The sequence below is a fragment of the Pirellulales bacterium genome, assembly GCA_035939775.1.
In the GTDB taxonomy this organism is placed as follows: Bacteria; Planctomycetota; Planctomycetia; order Pirellulales; family DATAWG01; genus DASZFO01.
This window is the reverse complement of the sequence record DASZFO010000064.1, coordinates 68,165-90,013: the sequence shown is the minus strand read 5'-3', so window position 1 is coordinate 90,013 and position 21,849 is coordinate 68,165. Positions and strand designations below refer to the sequence as shown.

The 21,849-nt window shown below is 60.6% G+C and carries 17 protein-coding genes; 9 read left to right on the top strand and 8 right to left on the bottom strand.

Features of this window, described 5'->3' with window-relative positions:
- The 4 genes from VGY55_03460 to VGY55_03445 form a co-directional block, all read right to left on the bottom strand.
- Positions 1-1,010 (bottom strand): AMP-binding protein (locus VGY55_03460; GenBank protein ID HEV2969021.1); only part of this gene is annotated, 1,010 nt, incomplete at its 3' end.
- 188 nt (positions 1,011-1,198) lie between these two features.
- On the bottom strand, positions 1,199-2,314 hold the full coding sequence (locus VGY55_03455; protein HEV2969020.1) for a serine hydrolase: 1,116 nt from the start codon (positions 2,312-2,314) through the stop codon (positions 1,199-1,201).
- Positions 2,311-2,799, bottom strand: coding sequence for a hypothetical protein (locus VGY55_03450; protein ID HEV2969019.1), 489 nt, complete (start codon positions 2,797-2,799; stop codon positions 2,311-2,313). The genes VGY55_03455 and VGY55_03450 overlap by 4 nt, the downstream gene beginning before the upstream one ends.
- A gap of 67 nt (positions 2,800-2,866) precedes the next feature.
- Complete coding sequence (locus VGY55_03445; protein HEV2969018.1) at positions 2,867-3,196, bottom strand: cytochrome c oxidase assembly factor Coa1 family protein; 330 nt, start codon at positions 3,194-3,196, stop codon at positions 2,867-2,869.
- Between the two features lie 615 nt (positions 3,197-3,811).
- Between VGY55_03445 and VGY55_03440 the strand changes: the two genes are divergently transcribed.
- The gene (locus tag VGY55_03440) at positions 3,812-4,138 is read left to right on the top strand and encodes a hypothetical protein (GenBank protein HEV2969017.1); all 327 of its coding nucleotides are present in this window, start codon (positions 3,812-3,814) and stop codon (positions 4,136-4,138) included.
- Between the two features lie 16 nt (positions 4,139-4,154).
- Positions 4,155-4,469 carry a hypothetical protein gene (locus VGY55_03435; protein ID HEV2969016.1) on the top strand — a complete coding sequence of 105 codons (315 nt, stop codon included), beginning with the start codon at positions 4,155-4,157 and terminating at the stop codon, positions 4,467-4,469.
- Positions 4,470-4,556: 87 nt separating this feature from the next.
- Here VGY55_03435 and VGY55_03430 read toward each other — a convergent pair whose 3' ends face one another.
- Positions 4,557-6,653, bottom strand: coding sequence for a S9 family peptidase (locus tag VGY55_03430; protein HEV2969015.1), 2,097 nt, complete (start codon positions 6,651-6,653; stop codon positions 4,557-4,559).
- A gap of 407 nt (positions 6,654-7,060) precedes the next feature.
- On the opposite strand from VGY55_03430, the gene serC reads away from it, so the two are divergent.
- Entirely contained in the window at positions 7,061-8,155 is a 1,095-nt protein-coding gene (gene serC / locus VGY55_03425) for a 3-phosphoserine/phosphohydroxythreonine transaminase (GenBank protein ID HEV2969014.1), read from the top strand.
- A 519-nt stretch (positions 8,156-8,674) separates the two neighbouring features.
- Here the strand turns inward: serC and VGY55_03420 are convergent.
- Complete coding sequence (locus tag VGY55_03420) at positions 8,675-10,129, bottom strand: folylpolyglutamate synthase/dihydrofolate synthase family protein (GenBank protein HEV2969013.1); 1,455 nt, start codon at positions 10,127-10,129, stop codon at positions 8,675-8,677.
- 115 nt (positions 10,130-10,244) lie between these two features.
- Positions 10,245-11,201: a DUF1559 domain-containing protein gene (locus VGY55_03415; protein HEV2969012.1), complete on the bottom strand. Its 957-nt coding sequence runs from the start codon at positions 11,199-11,201 to the stop codon at positions 10,245-10,247.
- 503 nt (positions 11,202-11,704) lie between these two features.
- Here VGY55_03415 and VGY55_03410 point away from each other — a divergent pair.
- The 3 genes from VGY55_03410 (at position 11,705) to VGY55_03400 (ending at position 16,259) form a co-directional block, all read left to right on the top strand.
- Positions 11,705-12,631, top strand: coding sequence for an ABC transporter ATP-binding protein (locus VGY55_03410; protein ID HEV2969011.1), 927 nt, complete (start codon positions 11,705-11,707; stop codon positions 12,629-12,631).
- 83 nt (positions 12,632-12,714) lie between these two features.
- Positions 12,715-14,649, top strand: a complete 1,935-nt coding sequence (locus tag VGY55_03405) for an ABC transporter permease (protein HEV2969010.1) — start codon at positions 12,715-12,717, stop codon at positions 14,647-14,649.
- An 8-nt stretch (positions 14,650-14,657) separates the two neighbouring features.
- Positions 14,658-16,259: a hypothetical protein gene (locus VGY55_03400; protein ID HEV2969009.1), complete on the top strand. Its 1,602-nt coding sequence runs from the start codon at positions 14,658-14,660 to the stop codon at positions 16,257-16,259.
- Between the two features lie 73 nt (positions 16,260-16,332).
- On the opposite strand, the gene VGY55_03395 is transcribed toward VGY55_03400, so the two are convergent.
- Positions 16,333-18,141 carry a PQQ-binding-like beta-propeller repeat protein gene (locus VGY55_03395; GenBank protein HEV2969008.1) on the bottom strand — a complete coding sequence of 603 codons (1,809 nt, stop codon included), beginning with the start codon at positions 18,139-18,141 and terminating at the stop codon, positions 16,333-16,335.
- A 96-nt stretch (positions 18,142-18,237) separates the two neighbouring features.
- Between VGY55_03395 and recQ the strand changes: the two genes are divergently transcribed.
- The 3 genes from recQ (at position 18,238) to VGY55_03380 (ending at position 21,756) form a co-directional block, all read left to right on the top strand.
- Positions 18,238-20,439 (top strand): DNA helicase RecQ, encoded by a 2,202-nt coding sequence (gene recQ, locus VGY55_03390; protein HEV2969007.1) that lies wholly within the window; start codon positions 18,238-18,240, stop codon positions 20,437-20,439.
- 256 nt (positions 20,440-20,695) lie between these two features.
- The gene (locus VGY55_03385) at positions 20,696-21,205 is read left to right on the top strand and encodes a sigma-70 family RNA polymerase sigma factor (protein HEV2969006.1); all 510 of its coding nucleotides are present in this window, start codon (positions 20,696-20,698) and stop codon (positions 21,203-21,205) included.
- Positions 21,172-21,756, top strand: a complete 585-nt coding sequence (locus VGY55_03380; protein HEV2969005.1) for a hypothetical protein — start codon at positions 21,172-21,174, stop codon at positions 21,754-21,756. The genes VGY55_03385 and VGY55_03380 overlap by 34 nt, the downstream gene beginning before the upstream one ends.
- The last annotated feature ends 93 nt before the right edge of the window (positions 21,757-21,849 follow it).

Below are 21,849 nucleotides of genomic sequence, written 5' to 3'. Positions count from 1 at the left end.
TCGCGTCCGGTCGGCGCCCCGTGATAGAGGCCCATCGAGGCTCGATTCAATAAACTGGCGAAGATTAACCACGGCCCCATCATCCAGCCGATATTCGTCGGCCAGACCAGCACATCACCCGGCTGAACATTCTGATGGAAGTGCGCATCCGCGGCGCACTTGATGGGAGTGATCTGGGTCCAGGGAATGGCCTTCGGATCACCAGTTGTTCCTGAGGAAAACAAGAGGTTGATGAGGTCCGACGGGTCACGAATCACGGCTTCGAATCGATCGCCGGCTTTCAAAAACTCGGACCACGCGCAATCTCCGGGGCGAATTGGCAGGGTCACCGCGTTACCCGAAGGCAGCACGATCGCATGAGGTGCGTCGGCTTCCAAGAGATTTGCATACAGCGGGAATGTTTTGTCCCCGCGCACCATCACATCCTGCGTGAATACGAGTGCGGCCCGCGCCAGTCGCAACCGGCTGGCAATCTCCTTCGGTCGGAAGCTGTCGGCGATACTGACGACCACTCCGCCGGCCTTGACGATGCCAAGATAAATGGCCACGGACTCCGCAGTCATCGGCAAATAGATCGCCGCCGCGTCTCCGGTTTTGAATCCACGCTGATTGAGATTCGCGGCGACGCGGTCGGTCAACTCCGCCAGTTCGGCCACGCTCATGACGCCGAGCGTTCCGCCCTCCCCCTGATGAATAATTGCCGGAGAATCGGAGGGCGCGGTGAAGCAACTCTCCACAATGTTGAGCCGTGCGTCGACAAGCCAGCGCGGGGTTTCCAGCCCACCAGTAAAATCCGCCACCTGGCTATATGGGCGTTGGAACCGGATGCCCAGCCGTTCAATCGCCAGATCCCAGAATGCCGCTCGATTCTGCGTCGACCAGGCGTGCAACGCCTCGTACGAATCAACGCCAACGCGGCGCATCAGCCATGCGATGTTCGTCGTGCTGATAAACTCGGGCGAAGGCGTCCAGGCGGACGCTTGCAAACTTGGTTCGCGACGCTGCTTCATCTTCCGGTCTTTGACTCATTCTTCGCGGAATAAGGGCAGCAGAGAGGATCGCCTCTTGCGAGGTCCATCCGCAGCGTCGGCCCGGAGCGCGTGGGTTAGAAATGAATAGAGCAGCACCAGTGCAACCGCGTGCGCGATCGGCTCCCGCCATCCAACGGCCGCAGCTTTTCCTACGAGAATGGCCACAATCATTTTCCCTTCTTCGCCGGATGGGCTTCCAGCTTGGCGATCGCTTGCTTCACCTTTTCCTGCGCGGCGGCGTCCTCGGGCAGCGCCTCGGCTTGAAACGCGGGAAGCAATTTATCCCAGATGGCATTCATCTCGCCCTGGAAGTTGCCGGTGTCGGCCGTGATGGCGATCACGGCATCTTGGTCGGGAATCACAACGCAGAGTTGCCCGCCGGCGCCGTCGCCCCGAAAGGCATTGTGGGTGCAACGCCAGAATTGAAAGCCATAGCCTTGTTGCCAATCGATGCCTATTTTGGAGTGGGATTCCAGGTCGTTCGGCACCTGCTTGCTCGTGGCCTGTTCGACCCATTGTTCCGGGATCAACTGCTTTCCATTCCAATTCCCTTTTTGCAAATAAAGCTGGCCGAACTTGGCGATGTCTTCCGTACAGAGCTTGAGACCATAGCCGCCGAACGAATTGCCTTCCGGGCTGCTTCCCCATTCGGGATTATCGATCCCCAGCGGTTCGAACAATCGCGGCTTGAGGAATTCGAGCGTGGTCTTTCCGGTCACCTTGGTGACGATGGCCGAGAGCGTGTAGGCGCCCATGGTATTGTATTGGAAATGCGTGCCGGGCTTGTGCGGAACGGGATGAGCTAAAAACTGCTTGACCGACGGCGACCCGCCGACGGACTTCGGCTCGGTGTCGTGGCCGCAGGTCATGGTGAGCAGGTCGCGCACCTTCATGGCCTGGAGGTTGTCCGAAACGTCGGCCGGTGCGTCGTCGGGAAAGAATTTCAGCACCGGATCGTCCAGGCTTAGTTTGCCGTCTTCGATCGCCAGTCCAACGGCTGTCGAGTTGAAGCTCTTGCTGAGCGAGGCCAAAACATGCGGCTTGTCCGCCGCCTCGGGTTTCCACCATCCCTCGGCGATCACGTGGCCATGCCGCACGAGCATGAAGCTGTGCAGCGTGTTGATCTTGTCGGCCGCTTCGACGAAATCGCGAATCGCTTGGGACGAAATGCCCTGGGCCTCAGGCGTGCTTCGCGGCAACGGCATCTTGGCCGCGTGTGCGCGAGGAATCGCGGCAAGAACAATTGCAACGATCAAGACCGAAAGTAGCGATCTGTTGTTCATGGTTGTTTCAATTCGCTGGAGAACTCGAACCTGGGAACTTCGGATGATTTGGCAGGCTGCGACTGCTTGGCTGGATCGTCCGACGCGAGGAAATCAATACTGAACGTTCGCCCTCCGTCGAATCCGTCGCCGGCTCCACGAAACGCTATAAGATCCAAGCTCAAGAGATAGTTCGGATGCTTTGCGAGGAAAGCTCTGAGCGCGATCGGTTTCGACCGGCTTCGTTGCGTGCCGTAATCGACAACGACGACGAACCGATCCGGTGCCTTAAGCGCGATGGTGGCATCTTTGCCAGCGTCGATGTCCACGTGCGTCCACGGGTTGGCCTCAGTGCCTTTCTCCGATCCGACCCAGACGCCAGCGGTTACGTCGGTTGTATTCTTCACGCGGAAAACGGCCTCGGGCTCGTCCGCCCTCGCGGCATGGATGCCGGCTGCGAGCGTCACGACCACAACGACGCCTTCGAAGGCAGCCTTCGTCTTCATTGCTTGGACTCCTCATCGAAAAAGTAGTGTACAAAGCAAAGGGGCCGCGTTAGCGATTCTCCTGCTGTCACTTGGTTAGTAGGTCGATTCTCTTTTCGTCGCTGTTGACTTCTACTTCGGCGCGGTCGAATTGCCATTGGTCAGCAGCCTTATGCGCAACGACGTAAAGCGTACCACTATTGTGCGGCCCGTGAATGGGAACGGCGAGATTGGCAGTGCCTGAGGGGCCAGCAACTTCTATTGATCCAGTAACGAACCAGCCGGTCTCGATCGGCTCGCCAAGTTTCTCAACAACTTTCGCATTGTGCCATGCAAGAGCCAGTCCCTCAGAACAGGCCCAGGAAGACTTCATGCTTCCCAGAATTATGGCGGCGATCCCCGCACAAAACACGACCACGAGAGCGAGGCTTCCCAAACAACCGACAGGCAAGACCCATTTCCAATTCCGCCCCCACCAAGTTCGCTGCTCTGTTTGTTCCATGACACCGACCACAACTATACTTACGAGTAGTCAACCGCGTTCTCGTCGCCATCAACCTTGGCGAATCGGCTTGCACGGTCGCATTATCCTCGACGCCGGGCAGCCGGAGCAAGCGATTTTGGGGCCGCGCATCGCCGGGCCGCCTGGCCGATACATCGTCGGGCGGGAATCTGGGCGAAGTCAATTGCTCAAGCCTACTGTTGACAAGGCCGGACGCGGGCGGCTGGATTCATTGGTTGTTGCAACTCTTCAACCGAATGCCGCAAACCACGGATTTTGCGGATGACGCGGATTTTCTGAATGGGGCCAAATCCATTTCTTTCCCGACCTTATCCGTGAAATCCGTGGTTCTCTCCTTCTAACAGCTAAACCATTACAATCCTGCAAAATCCTGTCTAAGAATTCTCGACAGGATTTACAGGATTGGAACGAGATCAGATTTGCGGCGAGGCTTCGATTCGTGTCTGCGGGCTGATAGAATCGGCGACAGGAAATCGCCCTGCCACATTTGAAGAATCTGAAAGGAAAACCATGTCGATGCAATCTGACGGCAATCCGTATTCATCCCCGCATGAGGCGTCAGGCCTTCGCAATCCGCCGCCGCCGCTGCAAGAGATGGACTATTTTCTGGCTTGGCTGTGCTTCTTCCTGTGCGCCACGGTCGCTGGATTCTTCGCCGGAGCCGTCGCGGGAGGCGTGATCGGTTTTGTTTTGGGCGGGGCCGGACAATCCCTGGATACGATTCGCGGCGTCGCCATGATCATCGCATTCATTACCGGGCTGCCAATTTCGTATGCGTTCTTCCGCCTATTCGTCGGCCGGATGATCGTTGGTAAGATCGTGAATACTGGCGAATGAACGGGGCAGTGGAGTCATGTCAATGCAACCTGACAGCAATCCATATTCATCCCCGCATGTAGAACCGGCACAAATCAATCGGCCGAAGCCAGTGCGAGAGGGAGACTATTTCGTCGCGTGGCTTCTCTTTTCGATCTGCGCGACGGGCGCTGGCGCTATCGCCGGAGTCTTCGTCGTCGCCACCATCGGCATCATCTTTCGGGTGGCAGGACTATCTCCGGACACGATTCGCGCCGTTGCCGAGATAGGCGGATTTATTGCCGGATTGCCAGTTTCATATTTGTTCTTCCGCATATTTGTCACCATCATGATCGTCAGCAAGATCATGTAGTTGGATGCCTTCTCTACGCCAACAGCGTTGCGGCCTCTAGCCCAGCGTTGGCCGCCTCCGCCTACGCTGGGTCCGCTGACCGCCATCTCACTTCTTCTCATGTGCCGCGAGCGCTTCTTGTAAAGCAGGCACTTGATCCGCGCCGGTCGGCACGGCGATCGTCGAGCCTTTGAAGGAGTCGCCGTAGGATTCGTAGCGGCCGCCTAGGTGGCGGGCGAGGAAGGCTTCCGTGACAGCGGTGAAGGCCGTGTTGTTTTCCGGGCGATGGAAGCCGTGTCCCTCATCGGCGAAGAGCACGTAGGTCACGGGGATCTTCTTCGCCTGCATCGCGTGGACGATCTGGTCGGCCTCGCTCTGCTTGACCCGCGGATCGTGGGCGCCTTGGCCGATGAGCAATGGTCGGCGAATGCGATCGGCGAAGGTCAACGGCGAGCGCTCGGTGAGCAACTTTTGCCCCTCTGCCGTCCCCGGATCGCCGACGCGGTCTTTGAACATCTGCAAGGCCGGGCCCCAATAGGGCGGAATCGTCTTCAAGAGCGTGATCAGGTTCGATGGGCCGACGATGTCCACTCCGCAGGCGAAGCGGTCGGGGGTCATCGTCATGGCCACCAGCGTTTCGTAGCCGCCGTAGCTCCCGCCCATGATGGCGATCTTGTCCGGATCGGCGATCTTCTGCTTCACGGCCCAATCGGCGGCATCGAGGATGTCGTCGTGCATCTTGCGGCCCCACTCTTTCTCGCCCGCGTTCGCGAACTTCTTGCCGAAGCCGGTCGAGCCGCGATAGTTCACGCTCAACACGGCGTAACCGCGATTGGCCCAAAGCTGCGTGTTGGGATTCAGGCCCCAAGAGTCGCGGGCCCAAGGGCCACCGTGAACGTCGATGAGGAGGGGAACGGGGGTCGGGACTCGGGGTTCGGGGCTCGGGGAACCGGAAGCGGCGGCCGCGGCGCTGGATTGTGAGTCGGCGCCGGGCGGAAGCGTTAGGTAGCTTACGAGGTCGAGGCCGTCGCGGGAACGGATGACGACCGGATGCATTTTTTGCAGCGGCCATTTCGTGAGGTCGTCGCGGTTCGTGAACAGGAACCGCTCCTTCTTCGTCGGGCGGTCGTAGTGGTAGTAGCGCACCGGGCCGTTGTCCATCAGGAACGCGACGATCCACTGCCGATCGTCGAGCGTGCGGCTGACGATCGTGATGTCGCCGTCGGCCACGGTCTTGAGATATTCGAAGTCCGCTTCGATCGCTTTATCGAAAAACTGCCAGCGAGTCCGATCGTAATCGAACGAGATCGCCTGGATCGTGTTCTCGGTCGGATGGGCCATGATGCCGCCGGCATCGGCGCGGCCGTTTTCCGCGATCACCCTTTGCTGGCCAGTCTTCAGATCGAGCGTGGTGACGGCGCCCGTGTCGCGGCCGCGGCTATCGACGAAATAAAGCACGTCGCCCGATTTGTCGAACCCGCGGACGCCGGTCGTGAGCGTATCGGCCTGGGGGATCGTGAGGAAATCGGTCCAGCCCTGCTTGCCGTCCGGCTTGAGGATCAGGGCGCTGCCGTCCGGGGCGAATTTCTCGGCGAAACGGATCCGGTAGTCCTCATCGGTGACGAAGCCGGCGAATTCTTCGTTCTTCTGCACGAGCTGCTTCTCGCCCGTCTCGATGTTCATGCGATAAATGTCATGGTATTGCGGATCGCGGTCGTTCAGCCCGATCAGTATCTCGTGCGGGAACTTATAGCTCACTTCCTCAATCTCGGCGCGAACCTCTTGCTTGGCGCCGCGCGGGGTGAGGTCCTTGATATTGCCGCTCTCCAGATCGACGGCATAAATGTGGAAATTCTCGTCTCCCTTTACGTCTTGCGAGTAGAGCAGGTGCTTGTTCGTGTAGGCCCAGAAATAGCTGGCGATCGGGCGGTCCTTTTCCTTGGTGACCGGTTTGGCCTCCGCGAGCTTATCGATCGGCGCGACCCAGATGTTGAGCACGCCATCGACCGAGGCCAAATAGCTCAGCCACTTGCCGTCGTGGCTCATTCGGGCCGCGGCCTTGTCGGGATTGCCGAATAGGACCTGCCGCGGGATCAGCCCGGTGGCGTGGCCCGCGGGAGTCGGCGGCGGCATGGTCCGGCTGACCGCATCGCGCGAGGCAGCAGTGACTTTTGCCGCCAGCGGGTTATCGGCAGCATGTGACATATTAGGCAGGAAACCGGCGGATGCAGCGATCGCCAAAGCGGCGGCCGCGAATTGGCGAGCGCGATGTATGGCGCGTGTAAGTAGTTGTTTCATAACGTGAGAAACTTGCCAGCGTGGATAGTGTGGGTTTGAAACGCTTGCTCTAACTACGCCGCCCATCTCGATCTTGATCGCGGCCGGATGCACTTATAGTCCGGATGGGGACGAAAAAAGCAAGCCCCTCGTCACTCTTCCGACTGCTCCGATTGACGCAAGAAACGATCGCGCTCGGGCCCGTCGCACTGTCGAGCCCAGGTGGCTGGGGCTGCGGCGTCCTTGACCGGCAACGCCGTTAAATCCTATCCTTCTGTAATTGACTGGTGTTTGCAAAGCTGGATTCGACCTCTTCCATTTACACTATCATTCCCATGACTGAACGCGTATTCAATTTTTCGCCCGGTCCCGCCGTGATGCCCGTACCTGTGCTCGAGCAAATCCAGGGGGAGATGCTTGCGCTGCCGGGGGTTGGCATGTCGGTGCTTGAGATCAGCCATCGCAGCAAGGCGTTCGACGCCATCCTGGCCGAGGCCCAAGCGCTCACTCGGGAATTGCTGCGCGTGCCCGAGAATTATCGCATCATCTTCCTGCAAGGGGGCGCCCATTTGCAGTTCACGATGGTCGCGATGAACTTCCTCCGCGACTCGGGCAAAACGGCTGAATACATCCTGACCGGCTCCTGGGGCAATGCGGCGATCAAGGAGGCGCAGAAGCAAGGGCCGACCCGCGTCGTTTGGGACGGCAAGGAGCACAATTATTCCTACCTGCCCAAGTGGAGCGAGTTGAAGCTCAGCCCCGAGGCGGTGTATGTCCATTTCACGTCGAACGAAACGATCCAGGGGATCGAATTCGTGGGCGAGCCGGAGACCGGCGGCGTGCCGCTGATTTGCGACAGCTCGTCCGACTTTCTCTCGCGGCCGGTCGCGGTGAATCGCTATGGGCTGATTTATGCCTGCGCCCAAAAGAACGCGGGAATCGCCGGCGTGACGATGGCTGTCATCCGCGATGATTTGGTTGAGCGCGTGCCGAAGGCCCTGCCGGGGATGCTCGACTACTCGAATTTCGTCAAGAACGATTCGCGGCCGAACACGCCGCCGGTGTTCGCCGTGTATGCGTTCATGCTCGTCGCCCGCTGGCTCAAGAACGAAATCGGCGGGCTGGAAAAAATGGCAGCGCTCAACCAGCGGAAATCGAAGCTGCTCTACGACGTGCTCGATTCGTCGGGCGGCTTCTACCGGCCGCACGCCCGGCCAGACAGCCGCTCGCAGATGAACGTCACCTTCCGATTGCCGAGCGAAGAGCTGGAAAAGACGTTCGTCCAAGAGGCCACGAAGCACCAGCTTTGCGATCTTAAAGGGCATCGCTCGGTGGGCGGCATTCGGGCCTCGATTTACAACGCCATGCCGGTCGCAGGGGTCGAAACGCTCGCCGGATTCATGCGCGATTTCGCCAAGCGGAGCGGGTGAGGTACTGTAGCAGGCACACTACGTGTGCCATCCGCTTGGTTACGGCATACGGAGTGTGCCTATCACATTGGCGGATTCGCAGTGGCCGTTTGAAAATCTTTCCGACGGCTTCTCGCTCGGCTGCCGCTCAAAACAAGCGCTTGGCCAGATGCTAGCACGCCGCCATAAGTGCTTTTGCAATAGGGCCTATCCGGGCTTGAATCGCCCGCCGGACCACCTTGGCGGTTCGCAAAGCTACTCCTTGGCCCGGCAGTTGCAAGGGGAGGGCCGAATCAACACTGCCGCACGGCGGCCCGTCGCAACTCGGAACATCGGAGGTTCAAATCATGTCGATCAGCCAACTTCACGCCGCCGCGCATTCCGCTTCGCTGGCATTTTCCGGGGATGAGCCGCGCTCTCAAGCGACGACGCAGTCGATCCCGGAATTGCTCCCCTGGGCCGATCCGTATATCGCCGATCTGCATCGCGAACATGCCCGTGAGATGCGCCGCGAGCGCGTCGTCAGCGAGCCGATCCGTTTCAACTGTCGAGTCCGAGAGGGCCGTTCGCCGCGTCGATTTGAGCGCGAATCTCGGCAGCCAGAAAGAACGATCCGGTTACGCACACCAAATGCTCTGGCGTGGTGAGCTGTCGGATCCGGCGCCATGCCTCGCTCGGCGTCGGAAAGACTTCCTGCGGAACGCTCGAAACCTGCGCGGCCAGCTCGGCCAGATGTTCCAGTGGCATCCCGCGCGGATTGTTCCAATAGCGAGTCAGGATCACGCGATCGAAACGCGGCAGCAGGATCTCCATCATCTCGCGGACCTGCTTTTCCTGCGTGGCGGCGAAGAGCAACAACTGCCGCCTGGACGAAAAACTCTCGTCGAGCGTTTCGACCAGCGAGCGGATCGAGGCCAGGTTGTGCGCCGTGTCGATCACGATCGTCGGCCGCCGCGAAACCAAATCGATGCGCGCCGGGCAGCGCGTCTCCGCGAGCCCGCGGCGGACCGCCGACTCGGGCACGTTCCAGCCCTGCCGCCGTAGTTCCGCGATCGTCGCCAGCGCCACCGCGGCGTTCGAGGCTTGATGCCGGCCCAACAGCGCGAGTTTCAGATTGCCGCAGCGGCCGTCGCTATTAAGTTGCGGGAAGCGAAAGTCGATTTCGCCGAGCGCTGCGGCGCTGTCCAGCTCATGCGGCGGTCGATAAGTGAAATCAAAATCGACGCCGAGTTGCGAGATCGTCGATCCGCGCTCGCGGCCAATTTCAGTGATCGCACGACGTGCCTCGTCGGCCAGCACGCCGCTGACGACCGGCACGCCCGGCTTGATGATGCCGGCCTTCTCGCGGGCAATGGCGTCGAGACTCGAGCCGAGCTGCTTCATGTGGTCGAAGCTGATGCTGGTGATGACGGAGACTAGCGGCCGGACGACATTCGTCGAATCGAGCCGTCCGCCGAGCCCCACTTCGATCACGGCGACGTCAGTTCGTTCTTCAGCGAAGTGCAAAAAGGCCATCGCCGTGGTAATCTCGAAATACGTCGGCCCGAAGAATCCGTCGCGAATCTGGGCGTCCGCGCCGGTCCCTTCGTCGTCGATTGCCTCGACAACCGGCCGCAGCCGATCCAAGAGCGCGATGAATTGCCCCGGCGTGCAAGGACAGCCGTCAATCATCAACCGCTCTTCGACTCGATCGAGATGAGGCGAGGTGTAGAGGCCAGTTCGATAGCCGGCCGCCGTGAGCATCGCGGCCGTCATAGCCGCCGTCGAGCCTTTCCCCTTGGTGCCCGCAATGTGAACGACCTTGAGCGCCAAGTGCGGGTTGCCGAGCCGGCCAAGCAGATCGTGCATGCGATCGAGATGGAACTCGCGCCGGCGATAGGGCACCATCGTCGCCCGCTCGTAGTCGATCCGGCTCAGCAAGAATTCGAGCGCCGAATGATAGCTGCTGGAGGCGGTTTGGTGCATGGCTTGTCCGACTTGAATCGAATGGGCCATAACGACGTTCGGCGAAGATGCCGGCCCGGCCCGACCGCCAGTTTAGCAAGTGCTCGGCGGAAGCCGCCAGCGTCGTCCGCGGGCCGATGCACATGGGGACATCGGTCGAGACGAACTATTTCAGCCAATCGACAGGAATCGATTCTCCGCCCGCCCTGGTTCCCAGGGCCTGAAAGATGAGGCCGTCGGGAGTGTATTTGCCGGCACCGGCATCAACCGGAACGCTTTGCACGAAATGAACGGAGCCATCGGCGAGAACGAAATTCGAGCCGTCGGCGTGACGGCTTGAGAAGTCGTCCAGCGCGCCATCCGCGTCGTTGGTCGCATTGTTCAAATGACAGTGTGCCAAAACGAGCGTGGCGGCCGGAGCGGTAACCGCTTCGGTGCCGGGACAAGGATTCTGCTCGCCGCGACGGCAGAGGGCGTGGGCAATCGCACCGACCCAGATTCCATTCGTATTGGCCCAAGCTCTTTCGCCGATGAGGATTGTTTTGCTCGTGCCGTCGGTGATCTGCGCGATGGTTGTCTGGCTGTTTCGAAAGAAGATTCCCGCGCCGGTTTGCGCGGTCACGTCCGACTCATCGCCACCGCAGCACGCGGCATAACTCGAAGGTGCAGCCGTCGCCAGTGTATTGCCAGAACCATCGGACACGGCGAAGCCTGTTTGCGGGGAAAAATCCGATGGGCAGCGATAAAGAGGGATCAATGAACGGACGGCAACCGCGTTGGTCGGGGCTTCAATCGGCGCGGGGAAACTAATCTGCTTGAAAACGCTGTTTTCCTCGATAAACGGCAAGATCGCCGTCCCCCAACCCCAGCCGGGCGACGTGTCGCTCGCGCCGTCCGAGTATGGAATTGTCGCCAGATAGCCGGCTGGAAAATGGCGTTTGCCGCTTTGGAAGTTCTCCATCGCCAAACCAATCTGGCGGAGATTGTTGGCACATTGGGTCTTGCGGGCAGATTCTCGCGCCGCCTGAATCGCGGGCAGCAGCAGTGCGATCAATATCCCGATGATCGCGATCACGACCAGAAGTTCAACGAGAGTAAAGGCTTGGCGATGTTTCTTGGCCATTGAAGAACCTCCGTCGATCGAAAGGCCGCGAGGGAGAGTATCTAATGTAACTGAGACTCAGTATCAATATTATGGCGATTCTAGCCGTTCAAATCCCGCTGTCAACCGCCAAGCCGGGAACTTACGGAAAAACTACACGTTGTGTCGTTCGGGAATCTGAATTGTTCAGATTCGAGATTTCAAATCTGAAATCCATGGCGCGCGATTTGAAATTTGGAATCCCAACTCTTATAGTGAACCGCTTCCAACTTTGTCGCGCGGCTCGGACCGCAAGCCGGCAGTTCGCTCGGCATGAACCTCAGTTGCCGCCGCCGCGTACAAGGGTTGGTCGGCGCAAGTCTTAGCGCTTGGGATGTCTGCTTATCGAAATGGCCGCCAATCGGTCGCAGCGGCCGCTCCCTGGCGCTCGTTGACCGCGCCGCGTGCCGGCCAGCTTATGAATCATTCCGGCGCGCTCTATTGAACAAGTTCACCCCACGCGTTCATTTCATCGAGGAATCCGCATGGCAACTCAGGTCGCGCCCGCCCCGGTCAAGCCGGCCGTCGACGATGTCGTCGTCGAAACGCGAAACCTCTCCAAGGTCTACCGCGACTTTTGGGGACGGCAGAAAGTCCGAGCACTCAAGGCCCTCGATCTGACGATCCACCGCGGCGAAATCTTCGGCCTGCTGGGTCCGAACGGCTCGGGGAAGACCACGACAATCAAGCTGCTCCTCGGTCTGCTCTTTCCGACTACCGGGCAGGCCCTGGTTTTCGGACGCGACGCCACCGATGTGAGCAAGAATGAGCGGCTGGGATTCTTGCCCGAGGAATCGTATCTCTATCGCTTCTTGAATGCCGAAGAGACGCTCGATTTCTACGGCCGGCTGTTCAACATGCCCTCCGAAGTGCGCCGCGAGCGGACGGCCCGGCTGATCGACATGGTAGGCCTGAATTGGGCCAAGCGGCGGCAGTTGCGCGAGTATTCCAAGGGGATGACCCGGCGAATCGGCCTCGCGCAGGCGCTCATCAACGATCCTGAGCTGATCCTGCTCGACGAGCCGACCAGCGGGCTGGACCCGATCGGCACGCGCGAGATGAAGGACCTGATCTTGAAGCTCAAGGAGGAGGGAAAGACGATCGTGATGTGCAGCCATCTATTGGCCGACGTGCAGGACGTTTGCGATCGGATCGCCATTTTGCACCAAGGCGAGCTGAAAGAATTGGGGCGCGTCGATAGCCTGTTGCGAGTTCGCGACGTGACGCAAATCCGCGCCGGCGGCTTGAGCGACGAGGCCAAGGCCGAGATCCGCGCCGTGATCGAGCGGTATCAAGGACGTCTCGATTCCATGGACAATCCGACCTCGACGCTCGAGGAACTGTTCCTCTCGATCGTCCGAGACAGCGAAGCCAGGCCGGGACGGCGAGGTGGAATGCCGAATGACGGCTGAACCGCAAGCGGGCTTCCTCGTTTTACGTACTTTGTACTTCGCACTTCGTACTTGAATGAATTCCGACCGCTAATTTCCGACCCATGGTCAAAGAATTCTCCAACCCGCCTTATTCCGACTGGCTCCTCGATGCCGTGCTGCGTTACTTGGGCGTGGTGGGGTTGGTCGGGCTGATGGGGTTGATCTTGGGCTTCTTGATCGCCGCGGTGCGGTATGGCCCGTTGCCGGCGGGCGACATGATCTACCGACTGCTTGCGTCGGCGGCGGTGGATTTGGTGCGGTTCTCGCCGCGGCGGGTCTTTGCGCTGGCCCGCTTGGCCGTGCAAGAATCGATTCGCCGGCGAGTGTGGGTGGCCCTAGTGGTCTTTGGGCTGATTTTGCTTTTCGCCGGCTGGTTTCTCAACCCTTCGTCTTCCGACCCGGAACAGTTGGCGTCGTTCGAGGTAGCCAAGCTCTATATCAATTTCGTGCTGACGGCGACGACGTACCTCGTGATGCTGCTGGCGCTGTTCTTAAGCGCCTTCAGCCTGCCGGCCGACATCAAGAACCGGACGATCTACACCGTGGTCACCAAGCCGGTGCGGACCGGCGAAATCGTGCTCGGACGGATGCTCGGATTCTCTGCGATCGGCACGGCGCTATTGGTCGTGATGGGGGCGGCCAGCTATGTGTTCGTCAGCCGCACGCTCGATCATACGCACGAATTGACGGCCGCCGATCTGACCGACGCGCCGAGCTGGCTGGGAACGCCCGGCGGAAAGAAAGAGGGGAAAACGTCCTTCGCGCACGGCCATTTCCATCATGTCACGCTCGACGCCGACGGCAACGGCGTGACCGACGCGGCCCAAGGGCATTTTCACCGCGTCCACGCGGAGAAAGTCGGCGATCAGGTTCGCTATGTCGTTGGCCCGCCCGAGGATGAACTTGTTGCGAGAGTTCCGATCTACGTTGACGCTGCCGACCCCGCTAGTTTTCGATTTCTCGATCGGTCCGGCAAAGAGGGGAAGGGGATCAACGTCGGCAAGGAGTGGACTTACCGCATGTTTCTCGACGGCGGCAGTCCGATGTCGGCCATCTGGACGTTCAAAGGCATTACCCGCGAGGCGTTTCCAGACGGTAAGCTGCCGCTGGAAATGTACCTCCGCGTCTTTCGCACTTTCAAAGGCGAGATCGCCGACGAAAAGCGCGGCAACCGCACTGTCGGCATCCTGGGCAGCCTCGTGCTCCGCAATCCGCAGCAGCCGACCATGAAGACGGTCGGCAAGATATTCGAAGTCAAGGACCAGATGATCGACAAGCAAACGCTCCCCGCGGTCATGGAGCGCGAAGTCGAGGGCCAATACAAAGCCATCGGGTTGTTCAAAGACACATCCAGCAAAGGGGGCGAGCACGCGGACGATTGCCTGGTGAGCGACGACGGCCGGTTGGAGGTCATTCTGCAGTGCCTTTCCCCGTCGCAATACATCGGCGTGGCGCGCGACGACGTCTATATCAAAGCCGCCGACGGTTCCTACACTTGGAACTTTTGCAAGGGCTACTTCGGGATCTGGATTCAAATGGTGTTGGTGGTCGGTTTCGGGGTGATGTTCAGCACCTTCCTGAGCGGCCCCGTGGCGATGCTCGGCACCCTGGCTTCGATCGTGCTGGGATTCTTCACCCTCGACGTGAGCAATCTGTTCAAGGCCGTCATCGAGCACAACTATAAGCTGGTGCCCGGTGGCGGGCCGATCGAGTCGTTAGTCCGCATCTTCGGTCAAAAGACGATCACGCTTGAACTCGAACCTACGCTCGCGGTCCAGGTGGTCCAATTCATGGATAAGGTGATCATGACCATGATGAAGGCGGTGGTCGACGTGCTGCCGAATTTCAACGACTTTAGCAACACGCAGTTTGTCGCCGATGGTTTCGACGTCCCCTGGAACCGCTTACTCGAGCAGGCGACCACTGGCTTCGGCTTCGTCCTGGCCCTATTCCTGGCCGGCCACATTTTCCTCCGCATGCGCGAATTAGCAAAGTAGCTCCCGACATGAACGAACGACGCACATTTTGGTGGAAAGTGGCGTACATCGTGGCGATCGCCATCTTGATCGTCCCGCTGCACGCGCTCAGCTTGCCGGCGACGAAGGATTCGCCGGGCGGCATTTTGGCGCAGCTCCGCACCGAAAACGGCCTGGCGGAAGCGAATCTCGGCGAGATCGACGCCTCGGCCGAAACGGTGAAGCTGGCCACTCTCGGGCTGCGCGGCGTCGCGGTGAATATCCTTTGGGAAAAGGCGAATTATTACAAGAAAGTCGAGGATTGGACCAGCTTCGGCGCGGTGCTCGAGCAGATCGCCAATTTACAGCCCCACTTTTTCACCGTCTGGGATTATCAGGCCCACAACTTGACATACAACACGTCGGTCGAGTTCGACGACTACAAGGACCGCTACGATTGGGTCATCAAGGGGATCAACTTTCTCAAGAAGGGAAAGGCGCTCAACACCAATCCCCGCGATCCGCGCTTCACCGAGCCGCGGATCACCTCCCGCATCGGCTGGTTCATTGCGCAAAAGATCGGCCGGGCCGACGAACATCGGCAGTTCCGCCGGTTGTTCAAAGAGGACGACCAATTCCATGACGCCGACAATCCGAATCGCAAGCGCGAGGACCGCGACAACTGGCTCGTCGGCTTCGAGTATTACAAGCGGGCCTGGAATGAGGTGACGACCGGCGCGCCGCTTCGCACCACTCCGGTGATCTTCTATTCGCAGCCGATGATGGCGCTGATCTATTATGCCGACGCGCTCGAATCCGACAGCACGGCGGGCGAGCAGCCGCACTTTGGGCAAGTTGCCCAGCAGGCCTGGAAGAACGCCGGCCGCGAGTTGGCCGAGTTCGGCCGCAAAGACATCCCTTCGCCTTATGGCGAATTCATCCATCTCGATGCGCTCGAGGATCTTGTCGCCAAGGAGAAGATCATCGAGGATAGCCTGAAGAAGGTGATGCCCGGCGAATTCGACAAACTCAAGACCGAGCAGCACGACAAACTGACCGCCGAAATGATCGAGGCCCTGGACATGCCCACGGAGAAGCGCGACGGCGGGCAGCAAACGACCGCCTTCGAGTTCTGGCGGCAGGTGGCCGAGAAAACCGGGGCCGATCGCCGCGGCGAAGCGCTGAAGTTGGCCGGACAATTCGAGCAAACTGAGCTAGCTGCCCGCGACATTCGCAACTCGCGCGACATCGTCAATTACATCTATTGGAAAACGCGCTGCGACGCTGAGCCGACCCCTGCCGCGCTCGATGCTCACGAACTAACCTTCAAGGCCGAGCACGAGCAGCAAGAAGCCCGGCCCAATTCGGCCCGCAAATACTACGATCAGGCCTTTGCCGCCTGGCGCAAGGTGCTCGATCAATTCAAGGTGCTTCGCGACGACACTTTGATGGCGCAGGACTTGGCGGAGCTTGTGGACCACTACCGCGACACGCTGCGGCAATTGGCCGGCGATGAAGCCAAATTCCCCGAGCCGTTCGTCCTCCAAGACATGCTCGACCTGAACGAACGGACCTACGGTCCGTCGCAAGCGAAAACGCCGGAGAAGCCAAAGGCGACCGACAACGCCGAAAAGCCTGGGAAAGGCAGTTAGCGCTTAATGACGAATCTCGAATGACGAAGATCCGCCGCGGCGGGACGAATCTAAAACGAGCGTAATCCTTTCGTCATTCCTTCGTCATTCGGGCTTCGTCATTAGGCATTAGCTGGTAGCAGGCCATTTCCTGGTCGTTGCGCACATAGAGCCGGCCGTGGGCGATGGCCGGATTGTTCCAGGTCTTGCCCTCGAGCGCCTGGAATTTGCCGAGTTCTTCGAGCTTTTGCGGATTGGCGGCCAACAGGACGACCTCGCCGGTTTCCGAAAGCACCAACAGCAACCGCTGATCGGTCAGCAGCAGCACCTGGCCATGGCCGTAATGCCCGCCTTTCCAGTGGCGCTCGCCCGTCTTGGCATCGACGCAACAGAAGATGCCGCCGTCGAAGCCGTAGATAGAACCGTCGAGGACGACGAAGTCGTTGTATGCCGGCTTCAGGTTCTTTGTGGTCCAGCGCTGGGTTGCGGTCCACGCCTGCTCAGCTTTTGTGAGGCCGACCAGCACAAGCCCTAGATCTTCGGAGCCGAACAACACTTGCCGATCGCCGAACAGATGCGGCTGCACCGCCCGCCAGCCGTGCGAAGGCGCGTCGTGCCGCCAGCGGACGGCGCCGGTCGCCGGATCAACCGCGATCACGCCGCTATCATCGAACGACAGGACCTGATTTTCGCCGCCGATCGAAACGAGCTGGGGCGAACTGTAGCCGAGCGTGCCAGTCGGCGCCGTCCAGGCCGGTTCGCCGTTGGTCGCATGGTAAGCCGCGAGTCCCTTGTCGCCGCCGCCGGCGTAAACGATCACCAAGTCGCCAACAACCAGCGGCGAGCCGGAATATCCCCACATCGGCACGGTCGTCTTGGCGTCGTCGGCGATCTTTCGCGTCCACTTCAGTTCGCCGGTCGCGGCATCGAGACAATTCAAAATGCCGGTCGCCCCGAGCGAATAGATTCGGCCGCCGTCGAACACGGGCGTGCCGCGCGGGCCGGCGCCCCCTTGGCTGTCCCAATAACGGTCCTTGTCTTCATGCACCCAAATCTCGCGACCCGTGGCCGCGTCGAGGCAGTCAACCGCTTCATTTTTGTCGCGCTGTTCTTGAGTAAACAGCCGGTCGCCGATCACGACGAATGAAGACCAGGCGGGACCGATCTTCGCGCGCCAGATTTGCTTCGGCGGCGACTTCTCCCAATCGGTCGCGATCTGCACGCCATGAACCTCGCCGTTGCGATCCGGGCCACGCAATCCGCTCCAATCGCCGGGACGGAATACGAGCGGGCTGGCCGGCGTTTCGACCGGTTGCGGATTGGTTTTCTTTTCGGCGTCTTTTCGCGCTAACTCAGCCTTGTAGCGTTCCTCCGCAGAAGGGGTCCAGCGCCAATGCATATCAGCGTGCAGTTCGCCGTCCAACCCATCCATCCGCAGCAGCCCGAAAAGAATCCAAATCGGCAGCATCGCCAGCACTGCGCCCCACTTCCGCACGGTGGCGGACCGCTTGCCGCCAAGCAAGAGCCAAGCGGTCCAAATCGTGAAGCCGATCGGCACGGCGTAGATCAGCACCGTAAACAAACCGATCGACGGATCGGAAAAGCGCACCGCCAGCCAACACCCACAGACGAGTGCGGCAAAGCCAATGAACCGATCCGCGAGCCGAATCCCGCGACCGGTCAGCCACCAAATCGAAAACAGCAAGCAGAGCAGCAGCGCGGGAATGAAACTGGTGAAGAACTGCGAGCTGATCGTCATGTCGACGAACTGCGGCAGCGCGCGCACGGCCCAGAATGCCACGATCAGCACGACCGCAGGCCAAACGCGCATCGGCTTGATAGCCGCGGCTGGGGGTGGAGAGGAACCGTCGGAAACGTCTGGCGAGGTGGTTTCAATGCTCATAGTAAGTTCCTGTCTATCGGAACCAGCGGATCCAGTCAACGTCGGATTTACGCCATGCTTCTCCACTTCAATCGGCCGCTCGTGTAGATTATCACCATGCCGATTTCGCCGCCACCGCCGAGCCAGGGGGACCGCATCGCCGAGGTGGTCCATCGCTATTGGGGCTTTGATAGTCTGCGGCCGTTGCAGCCGGAGGCGATCGGGGCGGCGCTGGCGGGGCGCGATTCGCTGGTGGTGATGCCGACTGGCGGTGGCAAGTCGCTTTGCTATCAAGTGCCGTCGCTGATCGACGACTCGCTCGATATCGTCGTTTCGCCCCTGATCTCGCTGATGAAGGACCAGGTAGACGGCTTGCGCACGTGCGGCTATCCGGCGGCCTGCCTGCATAGCGGGCTTTCGGCCGAGGAGCGCCGCGAAGTCGAGGCCGGGCTGGCCGAGCGGAAGTTCCGCCTCTTGTTTCTCGCCCCCGAACGGCTGGTGAACGACTGGTTCCTGCAATTGGTCGCCCGGATGAATGTGCGGCGGTTCGCGATCGACGAGGCGCATTGCATCAGCCATTGGGGTCACGATTTTCGCCCCGAGTATCGGCAGCTTTCCGTGCTCCGCCAGCGGTTCCCGCAAGCCAGCCTGCACGCCTTCACGGCCACCGCCACGCCGCAGGTGCGCGACGACATCGTGACCCAGCTTGGCCTCCGCGATCCGGAAATGCTCGTTGGCCGATTCGATCGCCCGAACTTGATCTATCGCATTCTGCCGCTCGTCGATCGAGCCGAGCAGACGATCGAAGTCCTGCGCCGCCATGAGGGCGAGGCAGCCATCGTCTATTGCCTGAGCCGCAAGGACACCGAGCAGATGGTTGCCACGCTCAAGGCCAACGGCATCCGCGCGGCCCACTACCACGCCGGTTTGACTCCCGAGCAGCGGCATCGCGCGCAGGAGGCCTTTTCCGAGGAGCGGCTCGATGTGGTCGTGGCAACCGTCGCCTTTGGCATGGGGATCGACCGGAGCAACGTCCGCTGCGTGCTCCATGCGGCGATGCCCAAGTCGATCGAGCACTATCAACAAGAAACGGGCCGGGCCGGGCGCGACGGACTCGAAGCGGAATGCGTGCTGCTCTACACGGCCGCCGACGTGATCCGCTGGGAATCGCTCGTCGAGTTCAGCGCCAAAGACGCCCCGGAACCGGCGAAGATCATCGCCGCCCAGATGCGGTTGGTCAAGCAGATTCAGCGGCTCTGCAATTCGCCCACCTGCCGGCACAAGACGCTCTCCGAGCATTTCGGCCAGGCTTACGAAAACCCCAATTGCGGCGCTTGCGATGTCTGCCTCGGCGAGGTCGAAGGTTTGGAAGACGCGACGGTCACGGCCCAAAAGATTCTCTCCTGCATCGCCCGTACCGGCGAGCGATTCGGCGTCGGGCATATTGTCGACGTGTTGCAAGGTTCTGACACCGAGCGAATCCGCAGCTTCGGACACGATCAACAGAGCACCTACGGCCTGCTCAAGGAGATGCCCAAAAAACAACTGCAAAGCATGGTCTACCAATTGGTCGATCACGGCCTGGTCGCGCGATCCGAGGGAGATCGGCCGGTGCTCTCGCTCAACGACGAATCGTGGGCCGTGATGCGCGGGCAGCGCGAAGTGCGCTTGGTGCGAGCAAAGAAAGCCTTCACCGCCAAGACCCGCTCGGCCGAGGAATCCTGGGAGGGAGTCGATCGCGGGCTGTTCGATCACTTGCGCCAGTGGCGGAAGCGGATTGCCGCGGAGCGAAGAATTCCGCCGTTCACGGTGATGCACGATAGCACGCTGATGGAGTTGGCCCGCATCCGCCCGACGACGATCGAGCATGTGCGAGGCGTGTCGGGCATCGGTGAGAAGCGGTTGGCCGATCTGGGCGCGGAGTTGGCGTCGGTCATCGAGGCGTATTGCGAGCAGCACGGCGTGACGAAAAATCAAGGCTCGGCCGTCCGTGCGATCAACCGACCGAAGCAGCCGAACGAGACCAAGCAGGCCGCGTTCCTGATGTTCCAGCAAGGTCGCACGATCGCGGAAGTGATGGCCTGCGCCGGCCGCGCGCAGAGCACGGTCGTCGAGTATCTGAGCGAGTTCATCGAGACTTGCCGGCCAGCGAAGATCGATGCTTGGGTCGCGCCGGCCGCTTACAAGCGGGTGGTGGCCGCAGCCGCGGACGCCGAAACGCCGCGCCTCAAGCCGCTCTTCGAGCGCCTCGGCGGCGAAGTCCCCTACGAAGAAATCCGGCTCGTGCTGACCCACCTCCGCACCCGATCGGATGCATGAGCCTTTGAAGAGGGATAACAGGAAAGAACCGAGGGAACGGAAAGACCAAGTGGCAATTTGGAGCGCCCGACGAAACCTGTAGCGAGAGGGTAAAGTCCCGGCCGGATTTGTCAGCGATCTGAGAAACCATTCCGTCCGTTCCCTCGGTGTCCTCCTGTTCTAGAACTCTTCGTCGATTCGGCCGGATTATACTGAACCAGTGAAAAGTATCCGCCTCGGCGGTGTCTTTATTGGGGCAGCGGTTGCGAGACCTCGAATGGATGTTCTCAGCCCGGAAGCTGTGACGCGGCTATGGGACGAGCATCGCGCGGCCCTGGTGCTTTACGCGCGCCAATGGTGCGACGGGCCCGAGGATGTCGTGCAGGAGGCATTCTTGCTGTTGGCTCGGCAGCCCGTGGCGCCGGATAACCTCGTGGGTTGGATATATCGCGTGGTGCGGAACCGGGCGATCAACGTCGCACGGTCCGGCTCGCGGCGATCCCGTCGCGAGACCGCCTCGGCCGCCCGCGGGCAGCCGTGGTTCGATTCGGCCGACGCGGACCGGCTCGACGCCCAAGCGGCAACTGACGCGCTCAGAATACTCCCCGCGGACCAGCGCGAGGCGATTGTGGCCCGGCTATGGGGCGGGCTGTCGTTCGAGGAAATCGCCCACTTGAGCGGAACCTCGATGAGCACGGCCTATCGAAACTATGAACGAGGGCTGGCGGCCTTGCGAGAAAGGTTGGGTTGGACATGCCAAGAAAAAAAAACGGCAGCGAAGATCTAACGGAATTCGAGGCGGCGATAACGGCGGCGCTCCGCCCGGCGGCCGACCGGCTCGATCCGGCTTGGCGCTCGCTCTTGGCCAAGGAGGTCTCGCTGAATTCCACGTTGAGGTCGGAGGGACCGCCGGCTCCTTCCGGCAAGATGCCGCGGTGCAATCATCCCGCGGGCCACCGGTATATTTGCGTGCATTGCGGCAGCGAGGTTTTCGACGAGGACCGCGCCGGACGCTGGGTTTGGCAAGGCGCGCTGGCCGCGATGACTGCGATCGCCGCGGCGCTGCTCGTCATGGTATTCGTCGAGCGCGGTTCGCGGGTGGCGGCCGTTGGCAGGCCAGTACCCGAGATCGCGCAATCGTCGAACCAGAACAGGCCGGCTTCCAGCGCCGATCGGGCCGCGGCGCCTGGCGAAGCACCGGAAACCGTGGACGATCAGCGCATCCTGACAGAACTTGTCGCGTCGCGGCGGCCAGACGACCGGCGGGTCCTTTCCGCGGCCGGGATGCCGCGAGCCGTAAGACTCTCCTCATTTACAGATTTCTTCTCTTCGAATTAGTCGTAGGGTGCGTCAAGCGGTTCCTCCGCGCAGACGCACCGTTGGTGGTTCATCCGCCCTTTACGTTCGGTGCGTCCGCGCTTCGCTTGACAC

What these genes read in the sequence shown, in the direction of transcription:
- VGY55_03455 (HEV2969020.1), bottom strand. Translation starts at nt 2,314, where the DNA reads ATGAACAACAGATCGCTACTTTCGGTCTTGATCGTTGCAATTGTTCTT.
- VGY55_03450 (HEV2969019.1), bottom strand. Translation starts at nt 2,799, where the DNA reads ATGAAGACGAAGGCTGCCTTCGAAGGCGTCGTTGTGGTCGTGACGCTC.
- VGY55_03440 (HEV2969017.1), top strand. Translation starts at nt 3,812, where the DNA reads ATGTCGATGCAATCTGACGGCAATCCGTATTCATCCCCGCATGAGGCG.
- VGY55_03435 (HEV2969016.1), top strand. Translation starts at nt 4,155, where the DNA reads ATGTCAATGCAACCTGACAGCAATCCATATTCATCCCCGCATGTAGAA.
- VGY55_03430 (HEV2969015.1), bottom strand. Translation starts at nt 6,653, where the DNA reads ATGTCACATGCTGCCGATAACCCGCTGGCGGCAAAAGTCACTGCTGCC.
- serC (HEV2969014.1), top strand. Translation starts at nt 7,061, where the DNA reads ATGACTGAACGCGTATTCAATTTTTCGCCCGGTCCCGCCGTGATGCCC.
- VGY55_03420 (HEV2969013.1), bottom strand. Translation starts at nt 10,129, where the DNA reads ATGGCCCATTCGATTCAAGTCGGACAAGCCATGCACCAAACCGCCTCC.
- VGY55_03415 (HEV2969012.1), bottom strand. Translation starts at nt 11,201, where the DNA reads ATGGCCAAGAAACATCGCCAAGCCTTTACTCTCGTTGAACTTCTGGTC.
- VGY55_03410 (HEV2969011.1), top strand. Translation starts at nt 11,705, where the DNA reads ATGGCAACTCAGGTCGCGCCCGCCCCGGTCAAGCCGGCCGTCGACGAT.
- VGY55_03405 (HEV2969010.1), top strand. Translation starts at nt 12,715, where the DNA reads ATGGTCAAAGAATTCTCCAACCCGCCTTATTCCGACTGGCTCCTCGAT.
- VGY55_03400 (HEV2969009.1), top strand. Translation starts at nt 14,658, where the DNA reads ATGAACGAACGACGCACATTTTGGTGGAAAGTGGCGTACATCGTGGCG.
- VGY55_03395 (HEV2969008.1), bottom strand. Translation starts at nt 18,141, where the DNA reads ATGAGCATTGAAACCACCTCGCCAGACGTTTCCGACGGTTCCTCTCCA.
- recQ (HEV2969007.1), top strand. Translation starts at nt 18,238, where the DNA reads ATGCCGATTTCGCCGCCACCGCCGAGCCAGGGGGACCGCATCGCCGAG.
- VGY55_03385 (HEV2969006.1), top strand. Translation starts at nt 20,696, where the DNA reads ATGGATGTTCTCAGCCCGGAAGCTGTGACGCGGCTATGGGACGAGCAT.
- VGY55_03380 (HEV2969005.1), top strand. Translation starts at nt 21,172, where the DNA reads ATGCCAAGAAAAAAAAACGGCAGCGAAGATCTAACGGAATTCGAGGCG.